This window comes from Paraburkholderia dilworthii, from assembly GCF_000472525.1.
In the GTDB taxonomy this organism is placed as follows: Bacteria; Pseudomonadota; Gammaproteobacteria; order Burkholderiales; family Burkholderiaceae; genus Paraburkholderia; species Paraburkholderia dilworthii.
Genome location: NZ_AWZT01000003.1, coordinates 166,708 through 191,498, shown reverse-complemented (window position 1 = coordinate 191,498; position 24,791 = coordinate 166,708). Strand labels below are relative to the sequence as shown.

Genomic DNA, 24,791 nt, shown 5'->3' with positions numbered 1-24,791 from the left:
TTCGACATGGTCAAAATGAAAGTCAGGCGGCCTTTTTGGCCAGTCCCAGATACGTTTCGATCACTCGAGGGTTCTGCGCCAACTCCGCCGCCGCGCCTTCCAGCGCCAGTTCGCCGGTTTCCAACACGTAGCCATAGTCCGAAATCTGGAGCGCGGCGCGAGCGTTCTGTTCGATCAGAAGTGTCGCAACGCCGGTTTGACGCAAAGCGCTAATGATATGAAAGATCTCCTTCACAATCAGCGGCGCAAGACCCAAGCTCGGCTCGTCGAGCATCAGCAGGTCCGGCTTGCCCATCAAAGCGCGACCAACCGCCAGCATCTGACGTTCGCCGCCGGACAACGTCCCAGCCGCCTGTTTGCGGCGCTCTTTCAGCCGCGGAAAAAGCTCGAATACCGGCTCGATCTGGTCCAGAAAATTGCGCTCGCCCGCGCGCTTGCGCCGATACGCACCGAGGACGAGATTGTCCTCGACGGTCATCGACGCGAAAAGCTCGCGCTTCTCCGGCACTAGACACATGCCGCGCGCCACGCGCTTCTCGACGGGGACGGCGCTGACATCCTCACCTTGATATAGAACCGCGCCTTTTGCATGACCGGTGGTCGGCAAGGCGCCCATGATGGCGTTAAGCAGCGTGGATTTGCCGGCGCCATTCGGTCCGATCACCGATACGATTTGACCGGGCCGCACCTTGATGGCCGCTCCGTGCAGCGCCTCGACCTTTCCGTATCGGACGGATAAGCCATTTACATCCAGAATCGGTGCAACCGCATTCGTCATGTTATCCATCACTCCACTCCACCGAGGTACGCTTCAAGCACAGCCGGGTCTTGCTGCACTTCCTGCGGAAGGCCTTCCGCGATACGCGTGCCGAACTCCATCACGACCAGTCGATCGGTCAGGTTCATCACGAAGTCCATGTCGTGCTCGACCAGCAACACACTCATTCCTTCCGCCTTCAAACGGCGCAGCAAATCGGCCAACTGCAACTTCTCCTGATACCGAAGTCCGGCCGCTGGCTCGTCCAGCAGCAGCAAGGTCGGATCGCAGCACAGCGCACGAGCGATCTCGAGAATCCGTTGCTGGCCCAAGGCGAGACTTCCTGCTTCGTCGTACATGTGCTGCTCGAGTCCCACGCGGCGAATCTGGCGGGCGGCTTCGGCCATCAGGCGGGCTTCTTCCGCGCTATTCAGCCGCGCAATGCTTCGCCAGACGCCCGCATGCCCGCGCAAGTGTCCGCCAATCGCGACGTTTTCGAGCACCGTCATGCCCGGCAGCAACTTGACGTGCTGGAACGTGCGGCCGATCCCCCGCTTGACGATTTCACGTGAACTGAGCGAGTCGATACGCTCCCCGCGGAAAGTGATCTCGCCGCTCGTCGCTTGCAGCACCCCGGTTACGAGATTGAAGGTAGTGGACTTACCGGCGCCGTTTGGGCCAATTAGTCCGATAATCTGCCCGGCTTTCACCTCGAAGCTGACGTCGTTCACGGCGACGAGACCACCGAACTGTTTGCGCGCTTTATTTACCGTCAGCAGGTTCTCTCCGGCCCTGGGCTTGCTGCGCTGCGGCAAAGCATCTGCATGGTCCGGCAGATGTGCGCGCGGTCCGCGCGGGAAGAAACGCGCGACGAACGGCCAGACGCCTTGCCGCGCATATTGGAGCAACAGCACCATCAAAATGCCGAAGACGATCACTTCAAAGTTGCCGTTCTCGCCGAGCAGCTTGGGCAGCAGCGTTTGCAGATAGTCCTGTAACACCGTGAGAATCGCCGCGCCGAGCACCGCGCCCCACACGTGCGACACACCGCCAACCACCGCCATGAACAGAAATTCGATACCGTGATTCAGACCGAACGGCGTCGGGTTCACCGCGCGCTGCAAATGCGCGTACAGAAAGCCGGAAACCGATGCCAGCACGGCCGCGTAGACGAAGATGACCACGCGCATCCACGCGGTATTCACGCCCATCGCCTCAGCCATCATTCCGCCGCCGCGCAATGCACGAATCGCCCGCCCCGGCCGACTGTTAAGCAGGTTCTGAACGGAGATCACCGCGCCGAGCACGACCAGCCAGATCAGGTAATAGATATGGCGACCCGACTCCAGGTCGATGCCAAACACATTCAGCACCGGAATGCCGTTGATGCCGTCGTACTTGCCGAGCATTTCCAGATTGCCGAACAGATAGAACAGCGCGAGCCCCCACGCGATCGTGCCGAGCGGCAGAAAGTGGCCGGACAGACGCATCGTCACGAGGCCGAGCATCAGCGCGATCAGCGCCGTTACCAGCACGCCCGCGATCAGCGCGAGCCACGGCGAAACGCCGAAGCGCGTCGTCAGGTACGCAGTCGCATAGGCGCCGATGCCGACAAACGCGGCCTGCCCGAAACTCGTCATCCCGCCGATGCCCGTCAGCAGCACGAGCCCGATCGCAACGATCGAATAGAGCCCGATGTAGTTGAGCAGCGTTACCCAGTACTCAGGCACGTGAATCGGCTGCGGCAAAACCGGCAACGCGAACAGCACCACGAGGAACAGCCAGAAGAACCTGGTTTTCATGATCCGTTTCATCGCGTCACTCCTCGTCCTCTTCCGCGTGCGGGCTGGCAAGACTGCGCCAGAGCAACACCGGGATAATCAGCGTGAACACGATCACTTCCTTATAGGCGCTAGCCCAGAACGACGAATACGACTCCAGCAGTCCGACCAGAATCGAGCCGGCCGCCGCCAGCGGATAACTGACAAGACCGCCGATAATCGCGCCCACGAAGCCCTTCAGACCGATCAGGAAGCCCGAGTCGTAGTAGATGGTGGTCAACGGTGCCACGAGGATGCCGCACAGCGCGCCGAGCCCGGCTGCGAGCGTGAACGCGAGGCGCCCTGCTTGCGTCGTGCCGATGCCGACGAGCCGGGCGCCGAGCCGGTTCACCGACGTCGCGCGCAATGCCTTGCCCGAAATCGAGCGGTCGAAGTACAGGTACAGCGCACCGATCAGCACAACGGCTGTCCCGAGAACCCACAGGCTTTGTCCCGAAATCGACAGACTGCCGATGTTGAAAGTCGCGTCCGAAAACGCGGTGGTGCGCGAGCCTTCCGCGCCGAACATGACGAGCCCGAGGCCGACCATCGCGAAGTGCACCGCTACCGCGACGATCAGAAGCAGCAACGTCGTCGCCTCGGCAATCGGCTCATACGCGAGCCGGTAAACGAACGGGCCCATCGGAATCACGATCAGGAGCGTCAACGCGATCTGCGCAATCATCGGCAGCGGCTGTAGGAAAACGCCTTGGGTGAGCGCGTAAACGGCAACGGGAAACAGCAGATACTTACCGACCAGCAGAGCCAGCGTGCGGGCCGCATGGCGGCGCCGCTCCGCGTGCCGCACGAGCCCCGCCACTTCGACGACGAAGCAGGCCGCGCCCATCGCCATCAGCAACCAGCAGGTGGCCGGAAACTTTTGTGTCTGCAACGCGGCGAGCGTGAGCGCGCCATACGAAACAAACTCGCCCTGCGGGATGAAGATCACCCGCGTCACGGAGAACACCAGCACCAGCGCGAGCGCGAGCAATGCGTAAATGGCGCCCGTGGTAATGCCGTCCTGCGCGAGGATCGCCGCAATTGATAGATCCATACTTCCTCGTTCTGAAGCGTCGAAATCGAAACTGGAAACAGTCGTGGCGGAAGAATCCGCAGCCGTCCATCGAACTGCAATGCCTGAAAGACGACCGCCGCGCTGGAGCACGGCGCGGCGGTCGGTGCCATTGTCGTCGAACAGAATGGCAATGCGGCGTCATGTGCCGCACTTCGCGAGAGGCGCGTACCGGTTTTGTATTAGTCGTTCTGCAGCTTCCACTTGCCGTCGACGATCTGCACCATCACGCGTGCGCGCTTGTCGAGGCCGTTGTGGTCGGTCGTGGTCGTGTTCATGATGCCGTGCGAGACCGGCAGTTCCTTGATGTTTTCGAGCGCGCCGCGCAGTGCCACACGGAACGCCTCAGTGCCCGGCTGTGCGGTCTTCAGCGCTTCGGGAATCGCACGTTGCAGCATCTGGCCGGCGTCCCATGCGTGACCGCCGAAGGTCGCGACCGAACCCGCGCCGTACGCTTTCTCATACGCAGCCTTATAGGCCAGCGACGACTTCTTCACCGGATTCGAGTCCGGCAGCTGGTCGGCGACGAGAATCGGACCCGCCGGCAGGATCTCGCCTTCGCAGTCCTTGGCGCACACGCGCAGGAAGTCGTTGTTGGCGACGCCGTGCGTCTGGTACACCTTGCCCTTGTAGCCGCGCTCCTTGAGCGTCTTGGCCGGCAACGCCGACGGTGTGCCCGAACCCGCAATCAGCACTGCGTCGGGATTTGCGCCCATTGTCTTCAACACCTGGCCGGTCACCGACGCGTCGGTGCGGTTGAATCGCTCGTTGGAAACGACCTTCAGATTGTGTGCATTGGCCGCAGCGGTAAATACGTTGTTCCAGCTATCGCCATAGGCATCCGCGAAGCCGATAAATCCCACCGTCTTGACGCCGTGATGCTCCATGTAATCGGCAATGGCGTCGGCCATCAGGCTGTCGTTCTGCGGCGGTTTGAAGGCCCATGCACGCTTCGCGTCCATCGGCGAAATGATCGCCGCAGAAGCGGCGAGCGAGATCACCGGCGTCTTGCCCTCGGAAGCAGGATCGAGCATGGCCAGCGAATTCGGCGTGACCGTCGAGCCGATAATCGCGTCGACGTGATCTTCGTCGATCAGCTTGCGCGTGTTCTGCACGGCCTTGCCCGTGTCCGATGCGTCATCGAGAATGATGTACTGCACCGTCTTGCCGCCGATCTCCTTCGGCAGCAACGCGATCGTGTTCTTTTCAGGAATCCCGAGCGATGCAGCCGGCCCCGTCGTGGATAGCGTCACGCCGATTTTTACCTGAGCGTACGCCGCGCCCGCACCGCACATCAATGCCATTGCGATGCCAGTGCGTACCCATTGCTTTGTCTTTGTCATTGCAAGTCTCCAAACGCCTTGAAGCGCGTATCTGTGATCCGACTCGTGGGCCGGGTGTCTGAATCTAGTTATAGGCTTCGGGCATGCCAAGCATGGTTTTCCCTGCTCAACGCGCATGCCTGCGCCGCTTGTATGTCACTCCCTGCTGCGTGCCATCACTGCCTGCTGCTGCGATTCCTGAATGCCTGTCGAACTAGCGTGCACAAAACACTAACATGTTAGTAGTATCGCGTTGTGCATCATTGACGGTCAATAGACTGCGACCCAAATGCGGGTTTGTCCTGAAGCCGCATAACCACACTTTTGGCGCGGCACGGGCAATAAAAAAGACGCGTCAACTGCACGCGTCTTTTTGTATGAGGTCCCCTATCCCTTTGCCTTCGCTCAGTCGCCGGACAACTTCCACTTGCCGCCGACGATCTCCACCATCACACGCGCCCGCTGATCAAGACCGGCATGGTCGTTCGCGCTCATGTTGAAGATACCGTGCGACGCAGGCAGTTCCCTGGTTCCTTCGAGCGCTGTGCGCAGTGCCTCGCGGAACGCGGGCGTGCCCGGCTGGCCCTTCTTCAGCGCAAGCGGAATCGCGCGTTGCAACAGCAGGCCGGCGTCCCATGCGTGACCGCCGAAAGTAGACACCGAGCCAGCACCGTATGCGCCTTCGTACGCCCGCTTATAGGCGAGCGCGCTCTTCTTGACCGGGTTCGAATCGGGCAGTTGCTCAGCGACGAGCAACGGACCGGCTGGCAGATACGTGCCCTCGCAGTCCTTGCCGCACACGCGCAGAAAGTCGTTGTTGGCGACGCCGTGCGTCTGATAGTACTTGCCCTTGTAGCCGCGCTCGCGGAGCGTTTTCTGCGGCAATGCGGCCGGTGTGCCCGCGCCTGCGATCAACACTGCGTCCGGGTTCTGCGACATGATCTTCAGCACCTGACCCGTGACAGAAGCGTCGTTACGCGCGAAGCGCTCGTTCGCGACAACCTTGATCTTTGCGAGATCCGCAGCCTTGCCGAACTCCTTGAACCAGCTCTCGCCATAACCATCGGAGAAGCCGATGAAGGCGACCGTCTTCACGCCATGATTGGCCATGTGCTGAGCGATGGCCGTAGCCATGAGGATGTCGTTCTGCGGCGTCTTGAAGACCCACGCGCGCTTCGCATCCATAGGCTCGACAATGCTCGCCGCAGCGGCGAGCGAGATCACGGGCGTAGTGTTTTCAGCAGCGACGTCCATCATTGCAAGCGAATTCGGCACGACGGTTGAGCCGATCAGCGCGTCGACGTGGTCTTCGCTCGTTAGCTTGCGTGCGTTCTTGACGGCTTGAGTTGAATCGGTGGCGTCGTCAAGTACGATGTATTCGATCTTCTGGCCGGCTACTTCCTTGGGCAGCAGCGCGACTGTGTTCTTCTCCGGAATACCGAGCGATGCGGCAGGACCGGTTGCCGACACTGTGACGCCGATTTTCACATCCGCAAATGCATGGCCGCTCCATGCAGCCGAAACTCCGGTGACGACCAATGCCACGCTGATCCAACGCAATGCCGACTTCATCCCGCTCCTCTATGCCCCGTTAAAACAATTCGAATTAAATTCGTAATTTAATCCCGACCCAGCGGTCGGTGAATAAGGAGTGTAGCGGACGCGAGCCGCACGCTGCAAGCACTTTGCAGGGCCTCAGCATGGGAAATGGGCCAATGATCGGCGACATAAAACGGTCACCGAGTTAGCAAAAGGATTGAATAAGTTTATTCGGCAAGTGGAAAATAAAAAGCGCTGTTGGATATCAATCCAACAGCGCTTTCGTGTGGGCACTTAGTGCCTCATGTCTCCTCGTTCTCCACCTGCAAATTCGTGGTGCATCAGAACTGCATGAAGGTTAAACGAGCACCTCACGTGCCACAACTAGCAATTACCCTAGTGGTGCACTGCGGCACTGGATTGGGGCAAGTTCAACGCGCGTTGCCGCATGATACGTAAAAAAGGGCTCAAGCGGGCTGTCATTGCCATACTGCATAGCAGCGCAATTACATCGGAGACCGAAGCAAAATGCGGTGGGTCGACTCCTCACGCACGCAGCGGCCGCACGCGCGCGACGATTTCCCCGACGATCCCCCGGCGGAACGCAAGTACGCATGCAATAAAAATTACGCCCGTCACGATAGTTACCGATTCGCCCAATGAGCGGAACCATTCGATGCCCGTTGTCGACGCGAGCGCACCACCAATATCGCCGAGGCGATCCTCAAGCGCGACGATCAACGCCGCGCCGAGCAGCGGTCCGAACAACGTGCCCATGCCGCCGACAAGCGTCATCAGCACGACAAGGCCCGACATGGTCCAGTAAGCGTCGCTCAAGGTCTCGAAGCCCTGCACGACGACCTTCAGCGAACCCGCAAGTCCTGCAAGGCCCGCCGATAGAATGAACGCGAGCAGCTTGAAGCGATCGGTATCGTAGCCAAGCGACACGGCTCGCGGCTCGTTCTCCTTGATCGCTACCAGCACCTGGCCGAACGGCGAATGCACGATCCGAACGATTAGCAGGAAGGCGAGCACCATGATCGCCAGCACGACAAAGTACAAGGCTAGATCGGACGAAAGGTCCAGCACGCCGAACAGCTTGCCGCGCGGCACGCCTTGCAGGCCGTCTTCACCATGCGTAAACGGCGCTTGCAGGAATACGAAGTAGACCATTTGCGCGAGGGCGAGCGTCACCATTGCGAAGTAGATGCCCTGGCGCCGAATCGCGAAGATGCCGACAACAAAACCAAGCAAGGTCGCCGACACCGTGCCCGCGAGCACACCGAGCTCGGGTGAGAAGCCGAGCGTCTGCATCGCGTAGCCGGTGACGTAGCCGGCCGAGGCGAGAAACATCGCGTGCCCGAACGAGAGCAACCCGGTGTAGCCGATCAACAGATTGAAGGCGGCGGCGAACAGCGCAAAGCACAGCACCTTCATTACGAAGAGCGGATAGATGCCGAGCACGGGCACCGCGAGGAGCAGGAGCAGCAGCAAACCGTAGAGCACTTTTCTCTGCATCATTTTTCCTTGCCGAAAAGACCCGCCGGGCGCACGAGCAACACAAGCGCCATGATGACGAACACGACGGTCGCCGACGCTTCCGGATAGAACACGCGCGTCAGTCCTTCGATTACGCCGAGCATGAGTCCGGTGAGGATCGAGCCCATGATCGACCCCATCCCGCCAATCACGACCACGGCGAACACGGTGATGATCATCGGCTGACCCATCAGCGGGGAAACCTGGATGACCGGCGCGGCGAGCACGCCAGCGAACGCGGCGAGCGCCACGCCGAAGCCGTAAGTGAGCGTGATCATCAGCGGCACGTTGATGCCGAACGCTTCAACGAGCTTCGGGTTTTCGGTCCCCGCACGCAGATACGCGCCGAGTCGCGTCTTCTCGATCACGAACCACGTCGCGAAGCAAACGACGAGCGAAGCCACCACCACCCACGCCCGATAGTTCGGCAGGAACATGAAGCCGAGGTTGGTCGCGCCGGAAAGTGCCGACGGCACGTCGTAAGGCTGCCCGGACGAGCCGTAGATCGAACGGAACACACCCTCGACGACGAGCGTGAGCCCGAACGTGAGCAACAGTCCATACAGATGATCGAGCTTGTAGAGCCAACGCAGCATCGAGCGTTCAATTGCGACGCCGAACAGGCCGACGATCAGCGGTGCGAGCACCAGCATCGCCCAATACGGCACGCCGAAATACGAGAACCCCATCCACGCGAGCATTGCGCCGAGCATGAACAACGCGCCGTGCGCGAAATTGATCACGTTCAGCAAGCCGAAGATCACCGCAAGACCCAGACTCAGAATCGCGTAGAACGAGCCGTTCACGAGCCCTAGCAGCAACTGGCTCAGCATCGCGGGAAGCGGAATGCCAAAGATGTCCATTGAAGCCTTAACCCATCGTCAAGGTGAGATCGGTTTTGCACGATCAGGCCGGCACGCGAAAAGCGCTAGTGACGCGGGCCGCGCGCGGCAATGAAACGGACGGCTGCCCGCCCACGCGCGGACGGCCAGCCGTCAGTCAGACCTTCAGCCCGTGCTTATTTCCACAGCGCGCAGCGCGTTTCGGCCTTCGTCGTGAATGCCTGCTCGCCGGGGATCGTCGCAGTGATCTTGTAGTAGTCCCACGGCTCTTTCGATTCCGCCGGCGTCTTCACCTGCATCAGGTACATGTCGTGGATCATGCTGCCGTCCTGACGGATGTAGCCCTTCGCGTAGAAGTCGTCGATCTTGGTCTTCTTCAATTGCGCCATGACCTTGTCGGCGTCGGTCGAACCAACTGCCTGCACGGCCTTCAGATAGTTCATGGTCGCCGAGTAGTCGGCCGCTTGCAGGCTCGACGGCATCTTGCGCATCTTGTCGAAGTAGCGCTGCGCCCACTTGCGCGTGTTCGCGTCCTTGTTCCAGTACCAGCTATCCGTCAACACCAGGCCTTGTGTCGTTTCGAGGCCGAGGCTATGCACGTCGTTGATGAACATCAGCAAGGCCGCGAGCTTCATGGTCTTCGTGATGCCGAATTCCTTCGCCGCCTTGATCGCGTTGATCGTGTCGCCGCCCGCGTTCGCAAGACCAAGAACCTGCGCCTTCGACGACTGCGCCTGCAACAGGAACGAAGAGAAGTCCGACGCCGACAACGGATGACGCACTTCGCCCAGCACCTGGCCGCCGCTCGCTTTCACGACATCCGATGTGTTCTTTTCGAGCGCCTTGCCGAACGCGTAGTCCGCAGTCAGGAAGTACCACGTCTTGCCGCCCTGCTTTACCACCGCCGAGCCGGTGCCCTTCGCGAGCGCCGTGGTGTCGTACGCATAGTGAATCGTGTACGGCGTGCATTGCTCGTTGGTCAGCGTGTCGGCGCCCGCGCCGATGCTGATGTACACCTTGTGCTTTTCACCGGCGACGGTGTTCATCGAAAGACCCGTTGCCGAGTTCGTGCCGCCGATCAGCAGATCGAGGCCCTCGCGATCGAACCATTCGCGCGCACGCGAGGCCGCGATGTCCGCCTTGTTCTGGTGATCCGCATACAGCACGGTAATTGGCTTGCCGTTCACCTTGCCGCCGAAATCGGCGACGGCCATGCGAATGGCTTCGAGGCCGCCCTGGCCGTCGATATCCGCATACAACCCCGACATGTCTGTGATGAAGCCGATCTTCACGGCATCGTCAGCCGCTTGCGCGCTGCTCATTGTGATAGCGGCGCCGGCGGCGACCGCGAAACAAACTGAAGCAAGCCGCGCGAGTGGGTTCTTTTTCATTCCTGTCTCCTGGTTCTTCGCTTGTGGTTATCAGAGGCAATCGGGCGCGCTCTACACGCCCAGCAGATCGTGCAATACCGGCATCTTGCTTTCGAGCTCACTTGCCCCGAAGTGCTCGACAATCGTACCGTGCTCCATCACGTAGAAGCGATCGGCAAGTGGCGCGGCAAAGCGGAAATTCTGTTCGACCATCACAATGGTGTAGCCGCGCGCCTTGAGCGTCATGATCATGCGCGCGAGCGCCTGCACGATGACAGGCGCCAGTCCTTCCGAGATTTCGTCGAGCAGAAGCAGGCTCGCGCCGGTGCGCAAAATACGTGCGACAGCGAGCATCTGCTGTTCGCCGCCGGAAAGCCGTGTGCCCTGGCTCATGCGGCGTTCCTGCAAATTCGGGAACATCGAATAGATTTCTTCGAGCGACATCATGTGCGCCTTGTCGCCGACGGGCGGCGGCAACAGCAGGTTTTCCTCGCACGAGAGGCTCGAAAAAATCCCGCGCTCTTCCGGGCAATAGCCAATGCCGCAATGCGCGATGCGATGTGTGGGCAGGTTGATCGTTTCGCGTCCGCCAATGCGGATCGAACCCGTGCGCCGGCCAGTGAGGCCCATAATCGCGCGCAGTGTCGTGGTACGCCCCGCTCCGTTGCGGCCAAGCAGCGTGACGACCTCGCCGCGGTCCACCGCCAGATCCACACCGTGCAAAATATGGGATTCACCGTACCAGGCCTGCAGACCCGAAATCTCCAGCGCAGGAGCGCCCGCGGCGGTGCCGCTCACTTCGAGGCTTTCGCGCTCGGCGATTGTATTCATGCGTGGGCTCCGGCGAGCGCCGCGTCGGCGCTCCCCATATAGGCTTGCATCACGAGCGGATTCTTCGACACTTCCGCATAGCTGCCTTCGGCGAGCACTTCGCCACGTTGCAGCACGGTGATGGTGTCGGAGATGCCGGCGATCACATTCATGTTGTGCTCGACCATCAGAATCGTGCGGCCGCTCGATACTTTCTTGATCAACGCCGTGACGCGGTCTACATCTTCGTGGCCCATGCCTTGCGTTGGTTCGTCGAGCAGCATCAGCTCGGGTTCCATCGCGAGCGTCGTGGCAATTTCCAGCGCGCGCTTGCGGCCGTATGAGAGCTCGACCGTCAGCACATCGGCGAAATCGGTCAGGCCCACTTGCGTGAGCAGATCCATTGCGCGGTCATCGAGTTGGCGCAGCGTGCGTTCGCTCTTCCAGAAATGGAACGCAGTGCCGAGCGAGCGCTGCAAACCGATGCGCACATTCTGCAATGCCGTCAGATGCGGGAATACAGCAGAAATCTGGAATGAGCGGATGATGCCGCGCCGCGCGATCTGCGCCGGCCGCTCATTCGTGATGTCGACGCCGTTGAAGACGATCTGGCCCGCGCTCGGCTCGAGGAACTTCGTGAGCAGGTTGAAGCAGGTGGTCTTGCCCGCTCCATTCGGCCCGATCAGCGCATGGATCGAGCCACGGCGCACGCGCAGGTTCACGCCGTTCACGGCAACGAAGCCTTTGAACTCACGAGTGAGGCCGCGCGTTTCGAGAATCGTATCGCCGAGAATCATGTTCCCTTCCATACGGAGTAAGGCGAAGCACTACGATCTTCCGCGCGAAGCTCTGCGCGACTTATTTGGACGGCGGCACCCCGTGCACGCTCGTTGGCGTGCTGCACCAATCCGGACGGTAATCCTTGGGGCAACACGCAGCATGGCTGCCATTGTCGCGCCAATGATGCAGCGCATTCATTGGGATTTGCACTTAGTGGATGACGCCTGTGAGCGATTGCGGGCCGTAGTCTCTCAATGGAGACACGCATGCGCAGATACGCATGCGACGTAGAGATAGGAATGCGCGGCACGCCGGAGGCGTGCCACGCTTGCAAGAACGCGTGTCACACAGCGGACATCGACACGGCCTGACCTGCCTGGCTCATATGCGCAGTAAGGCTGCCGGCCACGCGAGCCCGGCGATCCTCGCGGATCATGTCGCTCGCGCGCTCCGCGATCATCAACGTGGGCGAGTTCGTGTTGCCCGATGTGATGGTAGGCATGACGGATGCGTCGACCACGCGCAGTCCGTCGACACCGATAACTCGTAGTCTGTTGTCGACGACAGCGCCCGGATCGTCAGTCGTGCCCATCCGGCATGTGCCGACCGGATGAAAGATCGTCGTGCCGACGAGTCCGGCGGCACGTTGCAGTTCTTCCTCGCTTTGATACTCGATGCCCGGCAATATTTCCCGCGGCTGATAACGGGCCAATGCGGGCGCCGCTGCGATGCGGCGCGTGAGACGCAATGCATTTGCGGCGACGTGGCGGTCGTAATCGGTGGACAGATAGTTGGGCGCGATTAGCGGCGGCGCAGAAGCGTCCGCAGACTCGATATGGATGCTGCCACGCGAAGTCGGCCGCAACTGACACACCGACGCCGTAAATGCATTGAACCGATGCAGAGGTTCGCCAAAGCGATCCAGCGAAAGCGGCTGCACGTGATACTCGAGGTCCGGGCGCGTAAGCGAGCGATCATCGCGGTCCGACTTTGCGAATGCACCGAGTTGCGACGGCGACATCGACATAGGACCGCTTTGAAAAAGCGCGTACTGCACGCCGATCATCAGCTTTCCCCACCAATGTGCGGACGCCGTGTTGAGCGTGCGAACCCCATCGACCTGATAAGCCATGCGCAATTGCAAATGGTCTTGAAGATTTTCGCCGACGCCGCGCAGATCGTTGACCACGCCGATACCGAGGTTCTGCAAACGCGCGCCGTTGCCGATGCCGGACAACTCGAGCAATTGTGGCGAGTTGACTGCGCCCGAACTCAGGATCACTTCGCAACGCGCTTTGGCCAGGTAGTCTGTTTGGTTGCCGCGGTATTCGACGCCTGTGCAGCGGCGTCCTTCGAATACGACACGCTGCGTGTGTGCGCCCGTGATGACGGTGAGATTCGGGCGCTTCATTGCAGGGCGCAAAAATGCTTTGGAAGCGTTCCAGCGAATGCCGCGCTTCTGATTGACGTCGAAGTAGCCGACGCCGGTGTTATCGCCGCGATTGAAGTCGTCGGTGGCGGGAATGCCGGTCTCTTGCGCGGCCTTCGAGAACTCTTCGAGAATCTTCCACTTCAGGCGTTGCTTGTCCACGCGCCACGGTCCGCCCGCGCCATGTGATTCGCTCGCGCCCGAGTAGTGATCTTCGCTGCGTTTGAAAACGGGCAACACGGAATTCCACGACCATGACGCGTCGTTCGTGACGCGAGCCCACTCGTCGTAATCTTCGCGCTGACCGCGCATATAGATCATGCCGTTGATCGACGAACTGCCGCCCAATACGCGCCCGCGCGGATATGAAAGCGCGCGGCCGTTCAGGCCCGGTTCGGCCTGCGTTTTATAAAGCCAGTCAGTACGAGGATTGCCGATGCAGTAGAGATAGCCGACCGGCACGTGAATCCAGTGATAGTCGTCCTTGCCGCCCGCTTCGAGCAACAGGACCTGCACATCCGGATCTTCGGTCAGGCGATTGGCGAGCACACAGCCCGCCGTCCCGGCGCCGACGATGATGTAGTCGAACTCGCCTTCGAGACGCCGCCCCGAAGACGCGGCTTGTGCCTGGCTCATCGTTCAGTCTCCTAATCATTCTTTCCGGCTAATGCATAACCGGTTTTATCGATGCCTTCGGCGCGCAACGAGATCAAGAAATCGACGCCGAAGGCCAAACATCTCGACCTACTTCGCGACCGGCATGGTGAATTCGGCGCCCTTTGCGATACTGTCGGGCCAGCGCTGCATGATGCTCTTGTAGCGCGTGTAAAACCGCACGCCCTCCTCGCCATACGCATGATGATCGCCGAACAGCGACTTCTTCCATCCGCCGAACGAATGCCACGCCATCGGCACGGGAATCGGCACGTTGATACCGACCATGCCGATCTGGATCTGCCGCGAGAAAGCGCGCGCGATTCCGCCATCCGACGTGAACAGCGACACGCCGTTGGCAAACTCGTTGGCGTTGATCAGTTCCACCGCGGACGCGAAGTCCGGCACGCGTGCCACGCATAACACCGGCCCGAAAATCTCCTCGCGATAGATCTTCATATTGGTCGACACATTGTCGAACAATGTGCCGCCGAGGAAGAAGCCCTTCTCGTGCCCATCCACCTGATGACCACGGCCGTCGACGACGAGCTTCGCACCCTCCGCGATGCCCGCCTCGATATAACCAACCACTTTCTCGCGATGCGCGGCCGTTACCAACGGTCCCATTTCGGCAGCCGATTCCATGCCGTTCAGAATCTTCAGGTTCTTCACGCGCGGCGTGAGCCGCTCGATCAGTTCATCGGCGATATGACCCACCGCAACCGCGACGGAAATCGCCATGCAGCGCTCGCCAGCCGAACCGTACGCGGCGCCTATCAACGCGTCGACGGCTTGATCGAGATCGGCATCCGGCATGACGACCAGATGATTCTTGGCGCCGCCCAATGCCTGCACGCGCTTGCCGTGCTTCGTGCCTTCAGTGTGGATGTACTCGGCGATCGGCGTCGAACCGACAAACGATACGGCGCTCACGTCGGGATGCACGAGCAGCGCATCGACCGCAACCTTGTCGCCGTGCACGACGTTGAACACGCCGTCGGGCAAACCGGCTTCCTTCAACAGTTCCGCGATACGGTTCGATGCCGACGGGTCACGCTCCGACGGCTTCAACACGAACGTGTTGCCGCACGCAATCGCGACCGGGAACATCCAGCACGGCACCATCATTGGAAAATTGAACGGTGTAATGCCGGCGACCACGCCGAGCGGCTGACGTAGATTCCAGTTGTCGATGCCGCCGCCAATCTGATCGGTGAAGTCGGTCTTCAGCAGATTCGGGATGCCGCATGCGAACTCGACCACTTCGATGCCGCGCATCACCTCGCCCTTCGCATCGGAAAACACCTTGCCGTGCTCGCGCGTGATCAATTCCGCGAGCTCGTCGTGATGGCGGTCCAGCAACTCCTTGAACTTGAAGAGCACGCGCGCCCGCTTGATCGGCGCCATCTCGCTCCATGCGGGAAACGCGGCATAAGCGGCGGCAACCGCGGCATCGACTTCGGCGACGCTCGCAAGCGGCACACGCGCGGCGATGTTGCCGAGCGCAGGATTGAAGACGTCGCCGAAGCGACCGCTCGTTCCGTCAATGGCCTTGCTGTTGATGAAATGGGTCAGCGTCCGGATGCTGGCGTCTGTGCGGACGGTTTCGTCCTGATATGTCTCGCTCATGTTATGTCCTCTCGGTTGTGGGCCATTCAAGATGGCTGCTGAGAAAATCTTCCGCCAACGCGCTGGCGTGCTCAAGCGCCAGCGTACGGCGCTTCGGCGGCTGAAATCCAATGAGTAATGCTCAACTGCGCCATAAGCCGCGTTAATATCAGTGGATGGATCTCACTCTGCTACGCGCGTTCGTCACCGTTGCACGCGAGGGCAACCTTACGCGTGCCGCAGTGCAACTGCATCTGACCCAGCCGGCCGTCAGTCTGCAAATCAAGCATTTGCAGGAGACACTGGCGGTGACGCTGTTCACGCGGACCTCGCACGGACTTTCGCTGACCCGCGACGGCCAGGCGCTGCTGCCGCATGCCGAACGCGCGTTAGCCGCCGCGAGCGACGTCCAGCGAGCAGCGCAATCGCTGCGCCAGGAGGTGCGCGGGCGCTTGCGCATCGGCACCATTCTCGACCCGGAGTTTCTGCGCCTCGGCGGTTTTCTGAAGCAACTGGTGGAGACGTGGCCGCACATCGAGACCGCTTTGCGGCACGGCATGTCGGGTTGGGTGCTCGACCAGGTTCGCGCGGGCGAGCTGGATGTCGGCTATTACATCGGCGTACCGTCCGAGGACGACACGCGCGACGGCCCCGCCTTCCACACGCTCACGCTCACGCAGTTCCAGTACCGCGTGCTTGCACCTGCCGGCTGGAAAGACCGCGTAAAAGGCGCGCGCGACTGGCGCTCGCTCGCCGCCTTTCCGTGGATCTGGACGCCGCCGGCTTCCGCACATAACCGCTTGCTGTCGCGCGCTTTCAGCGAGGCGGGCGTGAAGCCGGTTAAGGTCGCGGAGGTGGACCAGGAGCCGTCGATGCTCGATCTGGTCAAATCCGGCGTCGGCCTCACGCTCGCGCGCGATGCGATTGCGATTGCCGAGGCCCACGCGCATGCGCTGACCATCGTCGAAGGGATTACGGTGCCGACGCAACTTAGCTTCATCACGCTTGCCGAACGCAAGGACGAACCCGCGATAGCCGCCGCGCTGAAGCTGACCGAACTGCAATGGACGACCTGATCGGAACCTGAGCACACCGTGCGACGACGATATGAGCAGTTCTCATGACAGCGCTTGCGCAATTTCCGCCGGATCGATGTCCACTGAAACCGCAGCGTCACGCACTTTTTGTTAGATTGGCGGTTCTCTCATGCGCGCACGCCGATGCGCCCGCCGTCACCGCTTTCCGTCTCAACCGACCCTGCGCTTCCTGGCAACTTAGCGCCGCTAACACCGGAAGCCGCCGACCATTCCATTCCTCCACAGGAGCCTGACATGGCACGCAACATCGAAATAAAGGCCCGCGCGCAGCATTTCGAGCAACTGCGCGAACGCGCGGCGCAGCTCGCGCCGGACGCGCCGCTGATCTTCCGCCAGCAGGATTTTTTCTACGACGTGCCGCGCGGGCGTCTGAAGCTGCGCCAGTTCGACGACGGCACGCCCGCGGAACTGATCTTCTATCAGCGCGACGACCGCGACGGGCCCAAGGCGTCGTATTACACGCGCAGTCCCGTCACGAACCCCGAAGCCATGCACGCGCTGCTTGCCACGGCGCTGACCACGCGCGGTATCGTGACCAAGGAACGGCATGTGTATCTGACGGGGCGCACGCGCATTCATCTTGATCGCGTAGACGGCCTGGGCGACTTCGTCGAACTCGAAGTGGTACTCGCGCAAGATGACGATGAAGAAGACGGTCACGCAGAAGCTCACGCGATGTTCGCGAGCCTCGGCGTGCCGGAGTCGGACATGGTGGCGGTGGCCTACGTCGATCTGCTGAGCCCGGGCAGCGAGCCCAAGCAGGCGGCGTAGACGAGCCGCGCGGCCAAAGCGTGCGTCACGCGGCGGCCGCTCCCGGAGAAAGATGGGCGAGCGGCAACGGCCCATTGCGCTTGAACGTGGTGAGCACGATGTTCGAGCGCACGCTATCGACGCCCGGCACGCGCATCAGCTTTTTCATCACGAACGTGGACAGGTAGTTCAGGTCAGGCGCGACGATGCGCAGCAGATAGTCGGCGTCGCCTACCACCGCATGGCATTCCAGCACCTCCGGCAGTACGTCGATCTGTTGCTGGAACTGCTCGATGATCGAATCGCCGTGATGCTTGAGCTTGAGGCTCGTAAACGCCGTCACGCCCAGGCCCAGCTTCTCCTGTCGCAACACGACGCGATAACCGTCCACCACGCCTATTTGTTCCAGCCGCTGCAGTCGCCGCCCGATCTGCGACGGCGACAGCGGCACCTGTTCGGCCAGTTGCTGATGCGTTGCGCGCCCGAAGCGCTGGAGCACGTCGAGGAGTGCGAGGTCGAAGTGATCGAGGTCTAGCATGTAGGATGTTTTTATCGACAGTATTACCGCGCGTTAAAGAATTCGTCGTACTGAAAGGGCTTTGCAGGCAACGCGGGACTCAAACCTTCAGTTCTACAGGCTATTCTTAAGGCGCACGTAAGAATCCCGGGCTTGCCTCGCAATCGCGTCCAAACGATCCCGCGACAGCGTGTTCTGACGCTGTACAATCAGCAACGCATACGGCTTGGAGAGCGCGCTTGCCTCCTTGCACAGAACGAGTTCGTCTCCGCTCGAAGGTGAGCGGGCGCGCCAGAAGTTGATCGCGGCTTCCAGTTCGTGAATGCTGATCTCGGACATGGCTTCGATTACCCGATGTGCGCCAGCAGGCTGCTCGCCGACTGCTTCGTGGCTGGGTTACGCCAGTTGGGCACAGCCACACCACGAACGGTCTGTGCAGCAGGCGCCCCGGCGAACCGCTTGCCCAAAGGCCTAAACCCATTGTACTTGAGCGAAATCCATGCGACTCCTTCTGATCGAAGATGACCGTCCCATCGCGCGCGGCATCCAAAGCAGTCTCGAACAAGCCGGCTTCACCGTCGACATGGTCCACGACGGCATTTTTGCCGAACAGGCCCTTACGCAGAATCGCCACGAACTAGTGATTCTCGACCTCGGCTTGCCGGGCATCGACGGTATGACGCTGCTCTCGCGCTTCCGTCAGAGCAATCGCCACACGCCGGTGATCATCCTCACCGCGCGCGACGAACTGAACGACCGTGTGCAAGGCCTGAATTCCGGCGCCGACGACTACATGCTGAAGCCGTTCGAGCCGACCGAGCTCGAAGCACGTATTCGCGCGGTCATGCGCCGCAGCGGTCCGCACGGCGACATGCCACGCCCGGAAGTGTCGCTGGGCGGTGTGCGTCTGTCGGGCGTCGATCGCCGCATTTTCAACGACGACAAGCCGCTCGAACTGTCGCCGCGCGAATTCGCCGTGCTCGAAATGCTGCTGCTGCGCCACGGCCGCGTGGTCAGCAAGGCGCAACTGCAAGACCATCTGACGCATTTCGGCGGCGATCTCGGCGACACCGCTATCGAGGTCTATGTGCACCGAGTGCGGAAAAAGCTCGAAAACTGCCGTGTCGAAATCGTCACGGTGCGCGGCTTCGGTTATCTGTTGCAGGAAATCCGCCAGGCCGCATAATCGTCGTGAAGGCCGCAGTTCGCTTGCGGCCTGACGGCGCCGGGCCGGCGCCGCGCACCGCGTGCGCGATTCGCCGGCATCCGGCGAAACTTCACGGCGCCTTGCGCCTGCCATTTTCCCGCGCGTTCGATCATGCCCCAGCCGGCCGCCAATAGTCTGCGCCGCACGCTGCTGCGGCGCCTAGCTGCTCCTCTTTCGCTGCTCGCGCTAATGAGCGGCCTCATCGCCTACTGGCTCGCGTGGCAGTACACGCAGCATGTGGTCGATCGCTCGCTCGCCGACCTCGCGACCGCCATCTCCAAGCAGATCCAGATCGCCGGCCCCGAAGCGCCGATTACCGTGCCGCCGCTCGCGCAAGCCATGTTCTCAGATCCGATCGAGCATCTCGTCTATCGGATCAGTAATGGCGAAACAGAAATCGCCGGCGATAAAAGCCTTCCGCTGCAAGGCACGAGCGTTCGGCGTATGCATTACGCGTACGTGTTCGAAACGCAGCACCAGGGCGTGACCGTGCGCGTCGCGCAAGTGCGGGTCGATCAGCCGGTCGGCAACCCGATCGTCGTCGAAGTCGGGCAGCCGGTGCATCACCGTTTTCGTATCGCCGCCGAATTCCTCGTCGCAATCATGATGCCGCTGCTGTTGCTGCTGCTCGCCGGCTGGGTGATCGTGTGGCGAGTGGTGAATCAGCAGCTCAATCCGCTGACCGATCTCGCGGACTCGCTGAACCGGCAAACTCATACGTCGCTCGAACCGGTTGACGAAACCTATGTGCCCGTCGAAATCCGGCCGCTGACCGGTGCCGTGAACGCGCTGCTCGGCCGCCTGAAAACCGCGCTCGACGGTCAACGCAAGTTCATCGCCGATGCCGCGCATCAGTTGCGCACGCCGCTCACCGCCGTCAAGCTGCATGCAGAGCAGGCGGCTACTGCGCGCGATCCGCAGCAGACGCTTGCCGCGGTGCGCGAACTGCGTGCAGCGGCTGATCGCGCGGTGCGTCTGTCGAATCAGTTGCTGTCTCTCGCGCGCGCGGAACCGGCCGAGCAGGCTGCGCGCTTCGTGAATGTGGATATGGCCGCGCTCGCGTTCGATACCGGCGCGGAATGGGTGCCGCGCGCATTGACCTCGCACATCGACCTGGGTTTTCAACGGCTCGACGATCCCGCCAACGACCATCCGTTAATTGCGCGCGGCAATCCGATTCTGCTTCACGAAGTGATCGCGAACCTGCTGGATAACGCGTTGAAGTATGTGCCGCCGTCGCGCTTCGATGGCGGGCGCATCACGGTCACCGTGTCGCAAACCGTGATCGACGACGTACGCATGGCCGAAATCGTGGTGGAAGATAATGGAGCCGGCGTGCCTCACACGCAGCAAGCCGATCTGTTCAAGCGGTTTTTCCGCGGCGACGGCCAGAGCGATAACGGCGTGGATGGCGGCGCCGGACTGGGCCTCGCAATCGTTCACGACATCATGGCGTTGCATCATGGCAGCGTGCACTACGAAGACGCGGCGGAAGGCGGAGCGCGTTTTATCGTGCGTATTCCGCTCGTGCATTCCGCGGTTCAAGCTGAGCCGAATGACGACATGCAGCACCATGAAAAAAAACCGGCGCATTCGGCGCCGGTCGATCTGTAGCAGTGTCTGCATCCAACGGGCTGTCTCGCCGTCATTCGCATGACGAACCCGGCAACTCGCGCGTTACTTCTTTTTGGCTTTCTTCGCGGCCTTCGTCGCCTTGGCCGATTTAGCGGACTTTGCCGGCTTCGCGCTTTTAGCCGCGCTCTTCTCTTTCTCGGGCGGCGCCAGCATCGTGCCGCGGCACTTGCGCGAGCCGCAGCGGCATTCGTATTCCTTCTTGAGCTTCTTGGTCTGACGCGCGTCGATCACGAGGCCGTAATCGTAGAAAATTTCCTCGCCCTCGGCGATGTCGCGCAGCGCGTGGACATACACGTGACCGTCGATCTCTTCGGCTTCACAGTTCGGCGCGCACGAGTGGTTGATCCAGCGCGCGCTGTTGCCGTCCACCTTGCCGTCGATCACCTTGCCGCTGTCGAGCGCGAAGTAGAACGTGTGGTTCGGTTCGTCGGGATTATGCGGATGACGGCGCAACGCTTCTTTCCACGAGATCCGCTCGCCCTTGTATTCGATTAGCCGCTCGCCGGCCGCAATCGGTTCGAGCGCAAACACGCCTTTGCCGTGCACACCTGAACGACGCACGGCGATCCTGCGTGAACTCATTGAATGAATCCTTGTGAAGAACTGGGATGAAGTCCGGCAGCCGTCGGAAAACGCCCGCGTCTGACGCGCTGATTTTTTCTGGCGCTGATAGCAAACGCGGCGCCCTTCGAGCGCCGCGTCGACCTGCGACGCTCATGCGCCACAACCGGCATCCTACACGCTGAAGACGGCTTCGTTCAACCGTCAAAAACGTGCGCTTGCATCGTGCGCATGGGCTGCTTCATCTTTGTCCAAACGAAATCTCGCCGAACAGCGCCTTTTGCTCGCGCGGTTGCGAACGCCAGTACTGCGGAGGCGCCTCAACCGTCGCGCCGAGTTGCGCGGCGGCGTGCCATGGCCAGCGCGGGTTGTAGAGCAGCGCACGAGCCAATGCGATGAGATCGGCATCGCCCTGTTCGATCAGTTGCTCCGCATGAAGCGGATCGGTGATGAGCCCGACGCCGATCGTTGTAAGCCCCGTCGCTTTTTTGACAGCCTTGGCGAACGGAATCTGATAGCCCGGCTCGAGCGGAATTTTCTGCAACGGCGACACGCCCCCAGACGAAACGTCAATCCAGTCGCAACCACGCTTTTTCAACTCGTGCGCGAACGCGATCGTGTCTTCCAGCGACCAGCCGCCTTCGACCCAATCCGTCGCGGACACACGCACGCCAACCGGTTTGTCGGCGGGAAACGACGCGCGTACGACGTCGAAGATTTCGAGCGGAAAGCGCATGCGGTTTTTGAGCGAACCGCCGTAGTCGTCGTCGCGCTGATTGGCCAGCGGAGAAAGAAACTGATGCAACAGGTAGCCATGCGCGGCATGCACTTCCAATGCATCGATACCGAGGCGCGCCGCGCGACGCGCGGACGCCGCGAATGCTTCGCGAATGCGGTTCAGCCCTGGCGTGTCGAGCGCCAACGGCGGCTCTTCGCCCGCCTTGTGCGGCAATGCCGAAGGCGCGTGCGGCAACCAGCCGCCTTGCGATACAGGAATCAGCTGGCCGCCTTCCCACGGCGCCTGGCTCGATGCCTTGCGCCCGGCATGCGAGAGCTGCATCGTCACGTTGATATGCGAATGCTTGCGGATTGCGGCGAGCACCGGCGTGAGCGCGGCCTCTGTGACGTCGTCCCACAAACCGAGATCGGCCGGCGTGATGCGGCCGTCAGGCTCGACGGCCGTCGCTTCGATGCACAACATGCCGGCACCCGATAACGCAAGACTGCCCAGGTGGATCATGTGCCACGCGGTTGCCTCGCCGCGTTCGGCGGAGTACTGGCACATCGGCGACACGACGATCCGATTCGGAAGCGTCACGCTGCGCAGCGTGAGTGGAGAAAATAGCGCGCTCATGGATCAACGCCCAGTAAGAACCCGAGAGCGAACGAGCATAGCACCGTGGGTAGTTTGCTGCAGGCGGGGAGATGTCGATAAGAAGTCGGTGTGCTGGCTGTCGATCGCGCCGCATTCAAGGCGGTCAGACGGACTCGACGCTTAAGGTACCTGTTCGAATTCGCAATGCGATCCTAACGCCAATCCCGCCAACATGCTCGCGCTCAGGGCTTCGCTTCAGGGCTGTACTTCAGGGCTTCACTTCAGAGCTTCGCTTCCACCTGATCCAGCCATTCGCCGAACATGCGGCGGGCGGCAGCCTCAAGAGCCGGACCGAATTGCGCGGTTTCGGCGCGCAACTGGCGTGCGTCGATTCCGCGGCCCACAAGCTCGCCGGCATTGCCGATCAGCCAGGGCTCGAAGCGGTCCGCGCGGATCTCGGGATGGCATTGCAATGCAAGCACATGGCTGCCCCAAGCAAAAGCCTGGTTCTCGCAAGCGCTCGTGGAGGCAAGACGCGTTGCGTTTGCGGGAAGATCGAACGTATCGCCATGCCAATGCAGCATAGATGTATGCCCGCCATCGAGATGACGCACCGGCGACGCACGGCCGGCATCGGTAAGCGTGAGCGGTTCCCAGCCGAGTTCTGTATGACCCGCGGGATAGACTCGTGCACCGAGCGCACGCGCAATCAGTTGCGCGCCGAGACAGATGCCGAGTGTAGGCAGCCCCGCCTCGATGCGTTTTTCGATCATCGAGAGCAGCGGTACGAGGCTGGGATAAAGCGCGTCGTCGGTGGCGCTGATCGGGCCGCCGAGCACCACCATCAACGACGGCGTGACGGGGTTCGGTGCCTCGATGCGCGCAAAGCCGACGTCGAGATAACGGACCGGACGTCCGCGTTCACCGAGCACCAGTTCGAGATTGCCTAAGTCCTCGAAGTGCACATGGCGAATGGCCAGAACTTCCTGATTCATCAGCCTGTCACCTTCAGGTTGACTGCGGACCAGCCGCTACGCGGCGCCCAACGGCTGGCAAGCGGCGAAGGCCGCCTGTCGGGGGTCGGTTTTGCAGTGTAGCGGATTGTCAGGAGAGCGGCGGCCTTATTGGGCGAAGATCTTCCAGGTCTTCTTTTGGGTAGCGACGTCAGCGGTTTCATACACCGCGCAATCCAGACGCAGGTCCGTATCCGCCATGTTCAGGTCGAGCAGCGCGCAATGATGCGGCGTCTTCTTCGGATTCTTGCTCGGCTCGAAATGCGTACAGCTCAGGCACATGCGGTGCGGCGGAATATGACCCTGCGCTTCGAGTTGATGAACCGTCTTAAGCAGCGTGCGATAGAACATCGCTTGCTCGTCGTTGCGCAAGGTGCCGACTGCCTTGGCCAGAAAGTCGGGCCATTGCGCGGCGCGCTTGGCGGCCGTGCGGCCGCGAGCGGTCAGGCGCACGGCGAGCGCGCGGCCGTCGTCCAGCGCGCGGCGCTTTTCGACCAGCCCTTTCGTTTCGAGCGTGCTGACGGCGTCGCTGGTGGTGGCCGCGGTCAATGCCGTTTCACGTGCGATTTCCCCGAGCCGCATCGGGCCCTTGCGCTGCATCAGCAAAACCAGAATCTCGCCCTGGGTGGGCGTGAGACCCGCGCCTTCCGCCCATTCCCAAGCCTGGCTTCGCATGGCCGTGCTCAGTCGCAAGAGGCTGTGGGTGACTCGCCCGGTTGCCTGTTCTCCGTATACGCCTTCGCTCATAATCTTCGATTGGTTTATTTACAGCTTTTGTGCGGTGCCGGCCGATTGCTTGCCGGAAACGCCCGTAGCCTGTGTGGGGTAGCCCCGCCCCAAACAGGACGAGACGGTTTCGACTATCTCAAAAATCCACCGCCTTGCAAGCCAAAGCAGTTAAGACGACATTCTATGCGAGAGCGGCGAATCGTACAGCTAAGTTATCCAACGCAAGCTGTGGATAACCGCGGGACAACCTAGGGAATACATGTGCGCGGATCTTTGATAACCGCCTGCACCCGTTTCCCAGTCCTTAAGTTGTCCTCGTTTACCGCAGCCTGCGCACTGCTCGTCTGCCTACTTATGGTTTACGCAGCGCCTTGACTTTGCAGGGAATTATTCAGTTGTCCACAGTCGGTGGCAATGCTTGTTAT

22 protein-coding genes are annotated in these 24,791 nt (G+C 61.2%); 4 read left to right on the top strand and 18 right to left on the bottom strand.

The features are described from left to right. Window positions 1-22: 22 nt before the first annotated feature. From F759_RS0106810 to F759_RS0106750, 12 genes are all read right to left on the bottom strand, one after another. Window positions 23-787 (bottom strand): ABC transporter ATP-binding protein, encoded by a 765-nt coding sequence (locus tag F759_RS0106810; protein ID WP_027799194.1) that lies wholly within the window; start codon window positions 785-787, stop codon window positions 23-25. Beyond that, entirely contained in the window at window positions 787-2,571 is a 1,785-nt protein-coding gene (locus F759_RS0106805) for a branched-chain amino acid ABC transporter ATP-binding protein/permease (RefSeq protein ID WP_027799193.1), read from the bottom strand. Before F759_RS0106805 ends, F759_RS0106810 begins: the two co-directional genes overlap by 1 nt. Before the next feature lie 4 nt (window positions 2,572-2,575). Then, on the bottom strand, window positions 2,576-3,631 hold the full coding sequence (locus tag F759_RS0106800) for a branched-chain amino acid ABC transporter permease (RefSeq protein ID WP_027799192.1): 1,056 nt from the start codon (window positions 3,629-3,631) through the stop codon (window positions 2,576-2,578). A gap of 200 nt (window positions 3,632-3,831) precedes the next feature. Next, window positions 3,832-4,992 carry an ABC transporter substrate-binding protein gene (locus F759_RS0106795; protein WP_027799191.1) on the bottom strand — a complete coding sequence of 387 codons (1,161 nt, stop codon included), beginning with the start codon at window positions 4,990-4,992 and terminating at the stop codon, window positions 3,832-3,834. Window positions 4,993-5,376: 384 nt separating this feature from the next. Next, window positions 5,377-6,543, bottom strand: a complete 1,167-nt coding sequence (locus F759_RS0106790) for an ABC transporter substrate-binding protein (protein ID WP_027799190.1) — start codon at window positions 6,541-6,543, stop codon at window positions 5,377-5,379. A 513-nt stretch (window positions 6,544-7,056) separates the two neighbouring features. Further along, window positions 7,057-8,028 carry a branched-chain amino acid ABC transporter permease gene (locus F759_RS0106785; protein ID WP_027799189.1) on the bottom strand — a complete coding sequence of 324 codons (972 nt, stop codon included), beginning with the start codon at window positions 8,026-8,028 and terminating at the stop codon, window positions 7,057-7,059. After that, complete coding sequence (locus F759_RS0106780; protein ID WP_027799188.1) at window positions 8,028-8,912, bottom strand: branched-chain amino acid ABC transporter permease; 885 nt, start codon at window positions 8,910-8,912, stop codon at window positions 8,028-8,030. Before F759_RS0106780 ends, F759_RS0106785 begins: the two co-directional genes overlap by 1 nt. Window positions 8,913-9,067: 155 nt before the next feature. Further along, window positions 9,068-10,282, bottom strand: coding sequence for an ABC transporter substrate-binding protein (locus tag F759_RS0106775; RefSeq protein ID WP_027799187.1), 1,215 nt, complete (start codon window positions 10,280-10,282; stop codon window positions 9,068-9,070). 51 nt (window positions 10,283-10,333) lie between these two features. Beyond that, window positions 10,334-11,092: an ABC transporter ATP-binding protein gene (locus F759_RS0106770; RefSeq protein WP_027799186.1), complete on the bottom strand. Its 759-nt coding sequence runs from the start codon at window positions 11,090-11,092 to the stop codon at window positions 10,334-10,336. Continuing rightward, window positions 11,089-11,868 carry an ABC transporter ATP-binding protein gene (locus F759_RS0106765; protein ID WP_027799185.1) on the bottom strand — a complete coding sequence of 260 codons (780 nt, stop codon included), beginning with the start codon at window positions 11,866-11,868 and terminating at the stop codon, window positions 11,089-11,091. The genes F759_RS0106770 and F759_RS0106765 overlap by 4 nt, the downstream gene beginning before the upstream one ends. A 326-nt stretch (window positions 11,869-12,194) precedes the next feature. Beyond that, the gene (locus tag F759_RS0106760; RefSeq protein WP_027799184.1) at window positions 12,195-13,916 is read right to left on the bottom strand and encodes a GMC family oxidoreductase; all 1,722 of its coding nucleotides are present in this window, start codon (window positions 13,914-13,916) and stop codon (window positions 12,195-12,197) included. A 108-nt stretch (window positions 13,917-14,024) separates the two neighbouring features. Further along, window positions 14,025-15,563: a CoA-acylating methylmalonate-semialdehyde dehydrogenase gene (locus F759_RS0106750; RefSeq protein ID WP_036023734.1), complete on the bottom strand. Its 1,539-nt coding sequence runs from the start codon at window positions 15,561-15,563 to the stop codon at window positions 14,025-14,027. A 155-nt stretch (window positions 15,564-15,718) separates the two neighbouring features. Here F759_RS0106750 and F759_RS0106745 point away from each other — a divergent pair, with 155 nt between their 5' ends. Together F759_RS0106745 and F759_RS0106740 are read left to right on the top strand one after the other, a co-directional pair. Further along, a complete protein-coding gene (locus tag F759_RS0106745; RefSeq protein ID WP_027799182.1) occupies window positions 15,719-16,618 on the top strand; it encodes a LysR family transcriptional regulator in 900 nt (299 codons plus the stop codon). 255 nt (window positions 16,619-16,873) lie between these two features. Next, the gene (locus F759_RS0106740; protein ID WP_027799181.1) at window positions 16,874-17,410 is read left to right on the top strand and encodes a class IV adenylate cyclase; all 537 of its coding nucleotides are present in this window, start codon (window positions 16,874-16,876) and stop codon (window positions 17,408-17,410) included. 25 nt (window positions 17,411-17,435) lie between these two features. Here F759_RS0106740 and F759_RS0106735 read toward each other — a convergent pair whose 3' ends face one another. Then, window positions 17,436-17,927 (bottom strand): Lrp/AsnC family transcriptional regulator, encoded by a 492-nt coding sequence (locus tag F759_RS0106735; RefSeq protein ID WP_027799180.1) that lies wholly within the window; start codon window positions 17,925-17,927, stop codon window positions 17,436-17,438. A gap of 93 nt (window positions 17,928-18,020) precedes the next feature. Next, window positions 18,021-18,245, bottom strand: coding sequence for a DUF3717 domain-containing protein (locus tag F759_RS0106730; RefSeq protein ID WP_027799179.1), 225 nt, complete (start codon window positions 18,243-18,245; stop codon window positions 18,021-18,023). 160 nt (window positions 18,246-18,405) lie between these two features. Here F759_RS0106730 and F759_RS0106725 point away from each other — a divergent pair, with 160 nt between their 5' ends. Continuing rightward, on the top strand, window positions 18,406-19,092 hold the full coding sequence (locus F759_RS0106725; RefSeq protein WP_013590077.1) for a response regulator: 687 nt from the start codon (window positions 18,406-18,408) through the stop codon (window positions 19,090-19,092). Window positions 19,093-19,224: 132 nt separating this feature from the next. Further along, entirely contained in the window at window positions 19,225-20,727 is a 1,503-nt protein-coding gene (locus tag F759_RS0106715) for a sensor histidine kinase (RefSeq protein WP_027799177.1), read from the top strand. Between the two features lie 63 nt (window positions 20,728-20,790). Here F759_RS0106715 and F759_RS0106710 read toward each other — a convergent pair whose 3' ends face one another. From F759_RS0106710 to F759_RS0106695, 4 genes are all read right to left on the bottom strand, one after another. Continuing rightward, on the bottom strand, window positions 20,791-21,330 hold the full coding sequence (locus F759_RS0106710) for an SET domain-containing protein (protein ID WP_027799176.1): 540 nt from the start codon (window positions 21,328-21,330) through the stop codon (window positions 20,791-20,793). Between the two features lie 220 nt (window positions 21,331-21,550). After that, window positions 21,551-22,663: an NADH:flavin oxidoreductase/NADH oxidase gene (locus tag F759_RS0106705; protein WP_027799175.1), complete on the bottom strand. Its 1,113-nt coding sequence runs from the start codon at window positions 22,661-22,663 to the stop codon at window positions 21,551-21,553. Between the two features lie 242 nt (window positions 22,664-22,905). Next, entirely contained in the window at window positions 22,906-23,619 is a 714-nt protein-coding gene (locus tag F759_RS0106700) for a glutamine amidotransferase (protein ID WP_027799174.1), read from the bottom strand. A 126-nt stretch (window positions 23,620-23,745) separates the two neighbouring features. Beyond that, entirely contained in the window at window positions 23,746-24,384 is a 639-nt protein-coding gene (locus tag F759_RS0106695) for a MarR family winged helix-turn-helix transcriptional regulator (protein WP_027799173.1), read from the bottom strand. Window positions 24,385-24,791: the final 407 nt, after the last annotated feature.

Bases quoted from the DNA above. Each gene is read 5' to 3' on its own strand.
- F759_RS0106730 (WP_027799179.1), bottom strand. From the start codon at position 18,245: ATGTCCGAGATCAGCATTCACGAACTGGAAGCCGCGATCAACTTCTGG.
- F759_RS0106770 (WP_027799186.1), bottom strand. From the start codon at position 11,092: ATGAATACAATCGCCGAGCGCGAAAGCCTCGAAGTGAGCGGCACCGCC.
- F759_RS0106765 (WP_027799185.1), bottom strand. From the start codon at position 11,868: ATGATTCTCGGCGATACGATTCTCGAAACGCGCGGCCTCACTCGTGAG.
- F759_RS0106780 (WP_027799188.1), bottom strand. From the start codon at position 8,912: ATGGACATCTTTGGCATTCCGCTTCCCGCGATGCTGAGCCAGTTGCTG.
- F759_RS0106800 (WP_027799192.1), bottom strand. From the start codon at position 3,631: ATGGATCTATCAATTGCGGCGATCCTCGCGCAGGACGGCATTACCACG.
- F759_RS0106775 (WP_027799187.1), bottom strand. From the start codon at position 10,282: ATGAAAAAGAACCCACTCGCGCGGCTTGCTTCAGTTTGTTTCGCGGTC.
- F759_RS0106705 (WP_027799175.1), bottom strand. From the start codon at position 22,663: ATGAGCGCGCTATTTTCTCCACTCACGCTGCGCAGCGTGACGCTTCCG.
- F759_RS0106715 (WP_027799177.1), top strand. From the start codon at position 19,225: ATGCCCCAGCCGGCCGCCAATAGTCTGCGCCGCACGCTGCTGCGGCGC.
- F759_RS0106760 (WP_027799184.1), bottom strand. From the start codon at position 13,916: ATGAGCCAGGCACAAGCCGCGTCTTCGGGGCGGCGTCTCGAAGGCGAG.
- F759_RS0106740 (WP_027799181.1), top strand. From the start codon at position 16,874: ATGGCACGCAACATCGAAATAAAGGCCCGCGCGCAGCATTTCGAGCAA.
- F759_RS0106745 (WP_027799182.1), top strand. From the start codon at position 15,719: ATGGATCTCACTCTGCTACGCGCGTTCGTCACCGTTGCACGCGAGGGC.
- F759_RS0106725 (WP_013590077.1), top strand. From the start codon at position 18,406: ATGCGACTCCTTCTGATCGAAGATGACCGTCCCATCGCGCGCGGCATC.
- F759_RS0106750 (WP_036023734.1), bottom strand. From the start codon at position 15,563: ATGAGCGAGACATATCAGGACGAAACCGTCCGCACAGACGCCAGCATC.
- F759_RS0106735 (WP_027799180.1), bottom strand. From the start codon at position 17,927: ATGCTAGACCTCGATCACTTCGACCTCGCACTCCTCGACGTGCTCCAG.
- F759_RS0106795 (WP_027799191.1), bottom strand. From the start codon at position 4,992: ATGACAAAGACAAAGCAATGGGTACGCACTGGCATCGCAATGGCATTG.
- F759_RS0106710 (WP_027799176.1), bottom strand. From the start codon at position 21,330: ATGAGTTCACGCAGGATCGCCGTGCGTCGTTCAGGTGTGCACGGCAAA.
- F759_RS0106700 (WP_027799174.1), bottom strand. From the start codon at position 23,619: ATGAATCAGGAAGTTCTGGCCATTCGCCATGTGCACTTCGAGGACTTA.
- F759_RS0106695 (WP_027799173.1), bottom strand. From the start codon at position 24,384: ATGAGCGAAGGCGTATACGGAGAACAGGCAACCGGGCGAGTCACCCAC.
- F759_RS0106790 (WP_027799190.1), bottom strand. From the start codon at position 6,543: ATGAAGTCGGCATTGCGTTGGATCAGCGTGGCATTGGTCGTCACCGGA.
- F759_RS0106805 (WP_027799193.1), bottom strand. From the start codon at position 2,571: ATGAAACGGATCATGAAAACCAGGTTCTTCTGGCTGTTCCTCGTGGTG.
- F759_RS0106810 (WP_027799194.1), bottom strand. From the start codon at position 787: ATGGATAACATGACGAATGCGGTTGCACCGATTCTGGATGTAAATGGC.
- F759_RS0106785 (WP_027799189.1), bottom strand. From the start codon at position 8,028: ATGCAGAGAAAAGTGCTCTACGGTTTGCTGCTGCTCCTGCTCCTCGCG.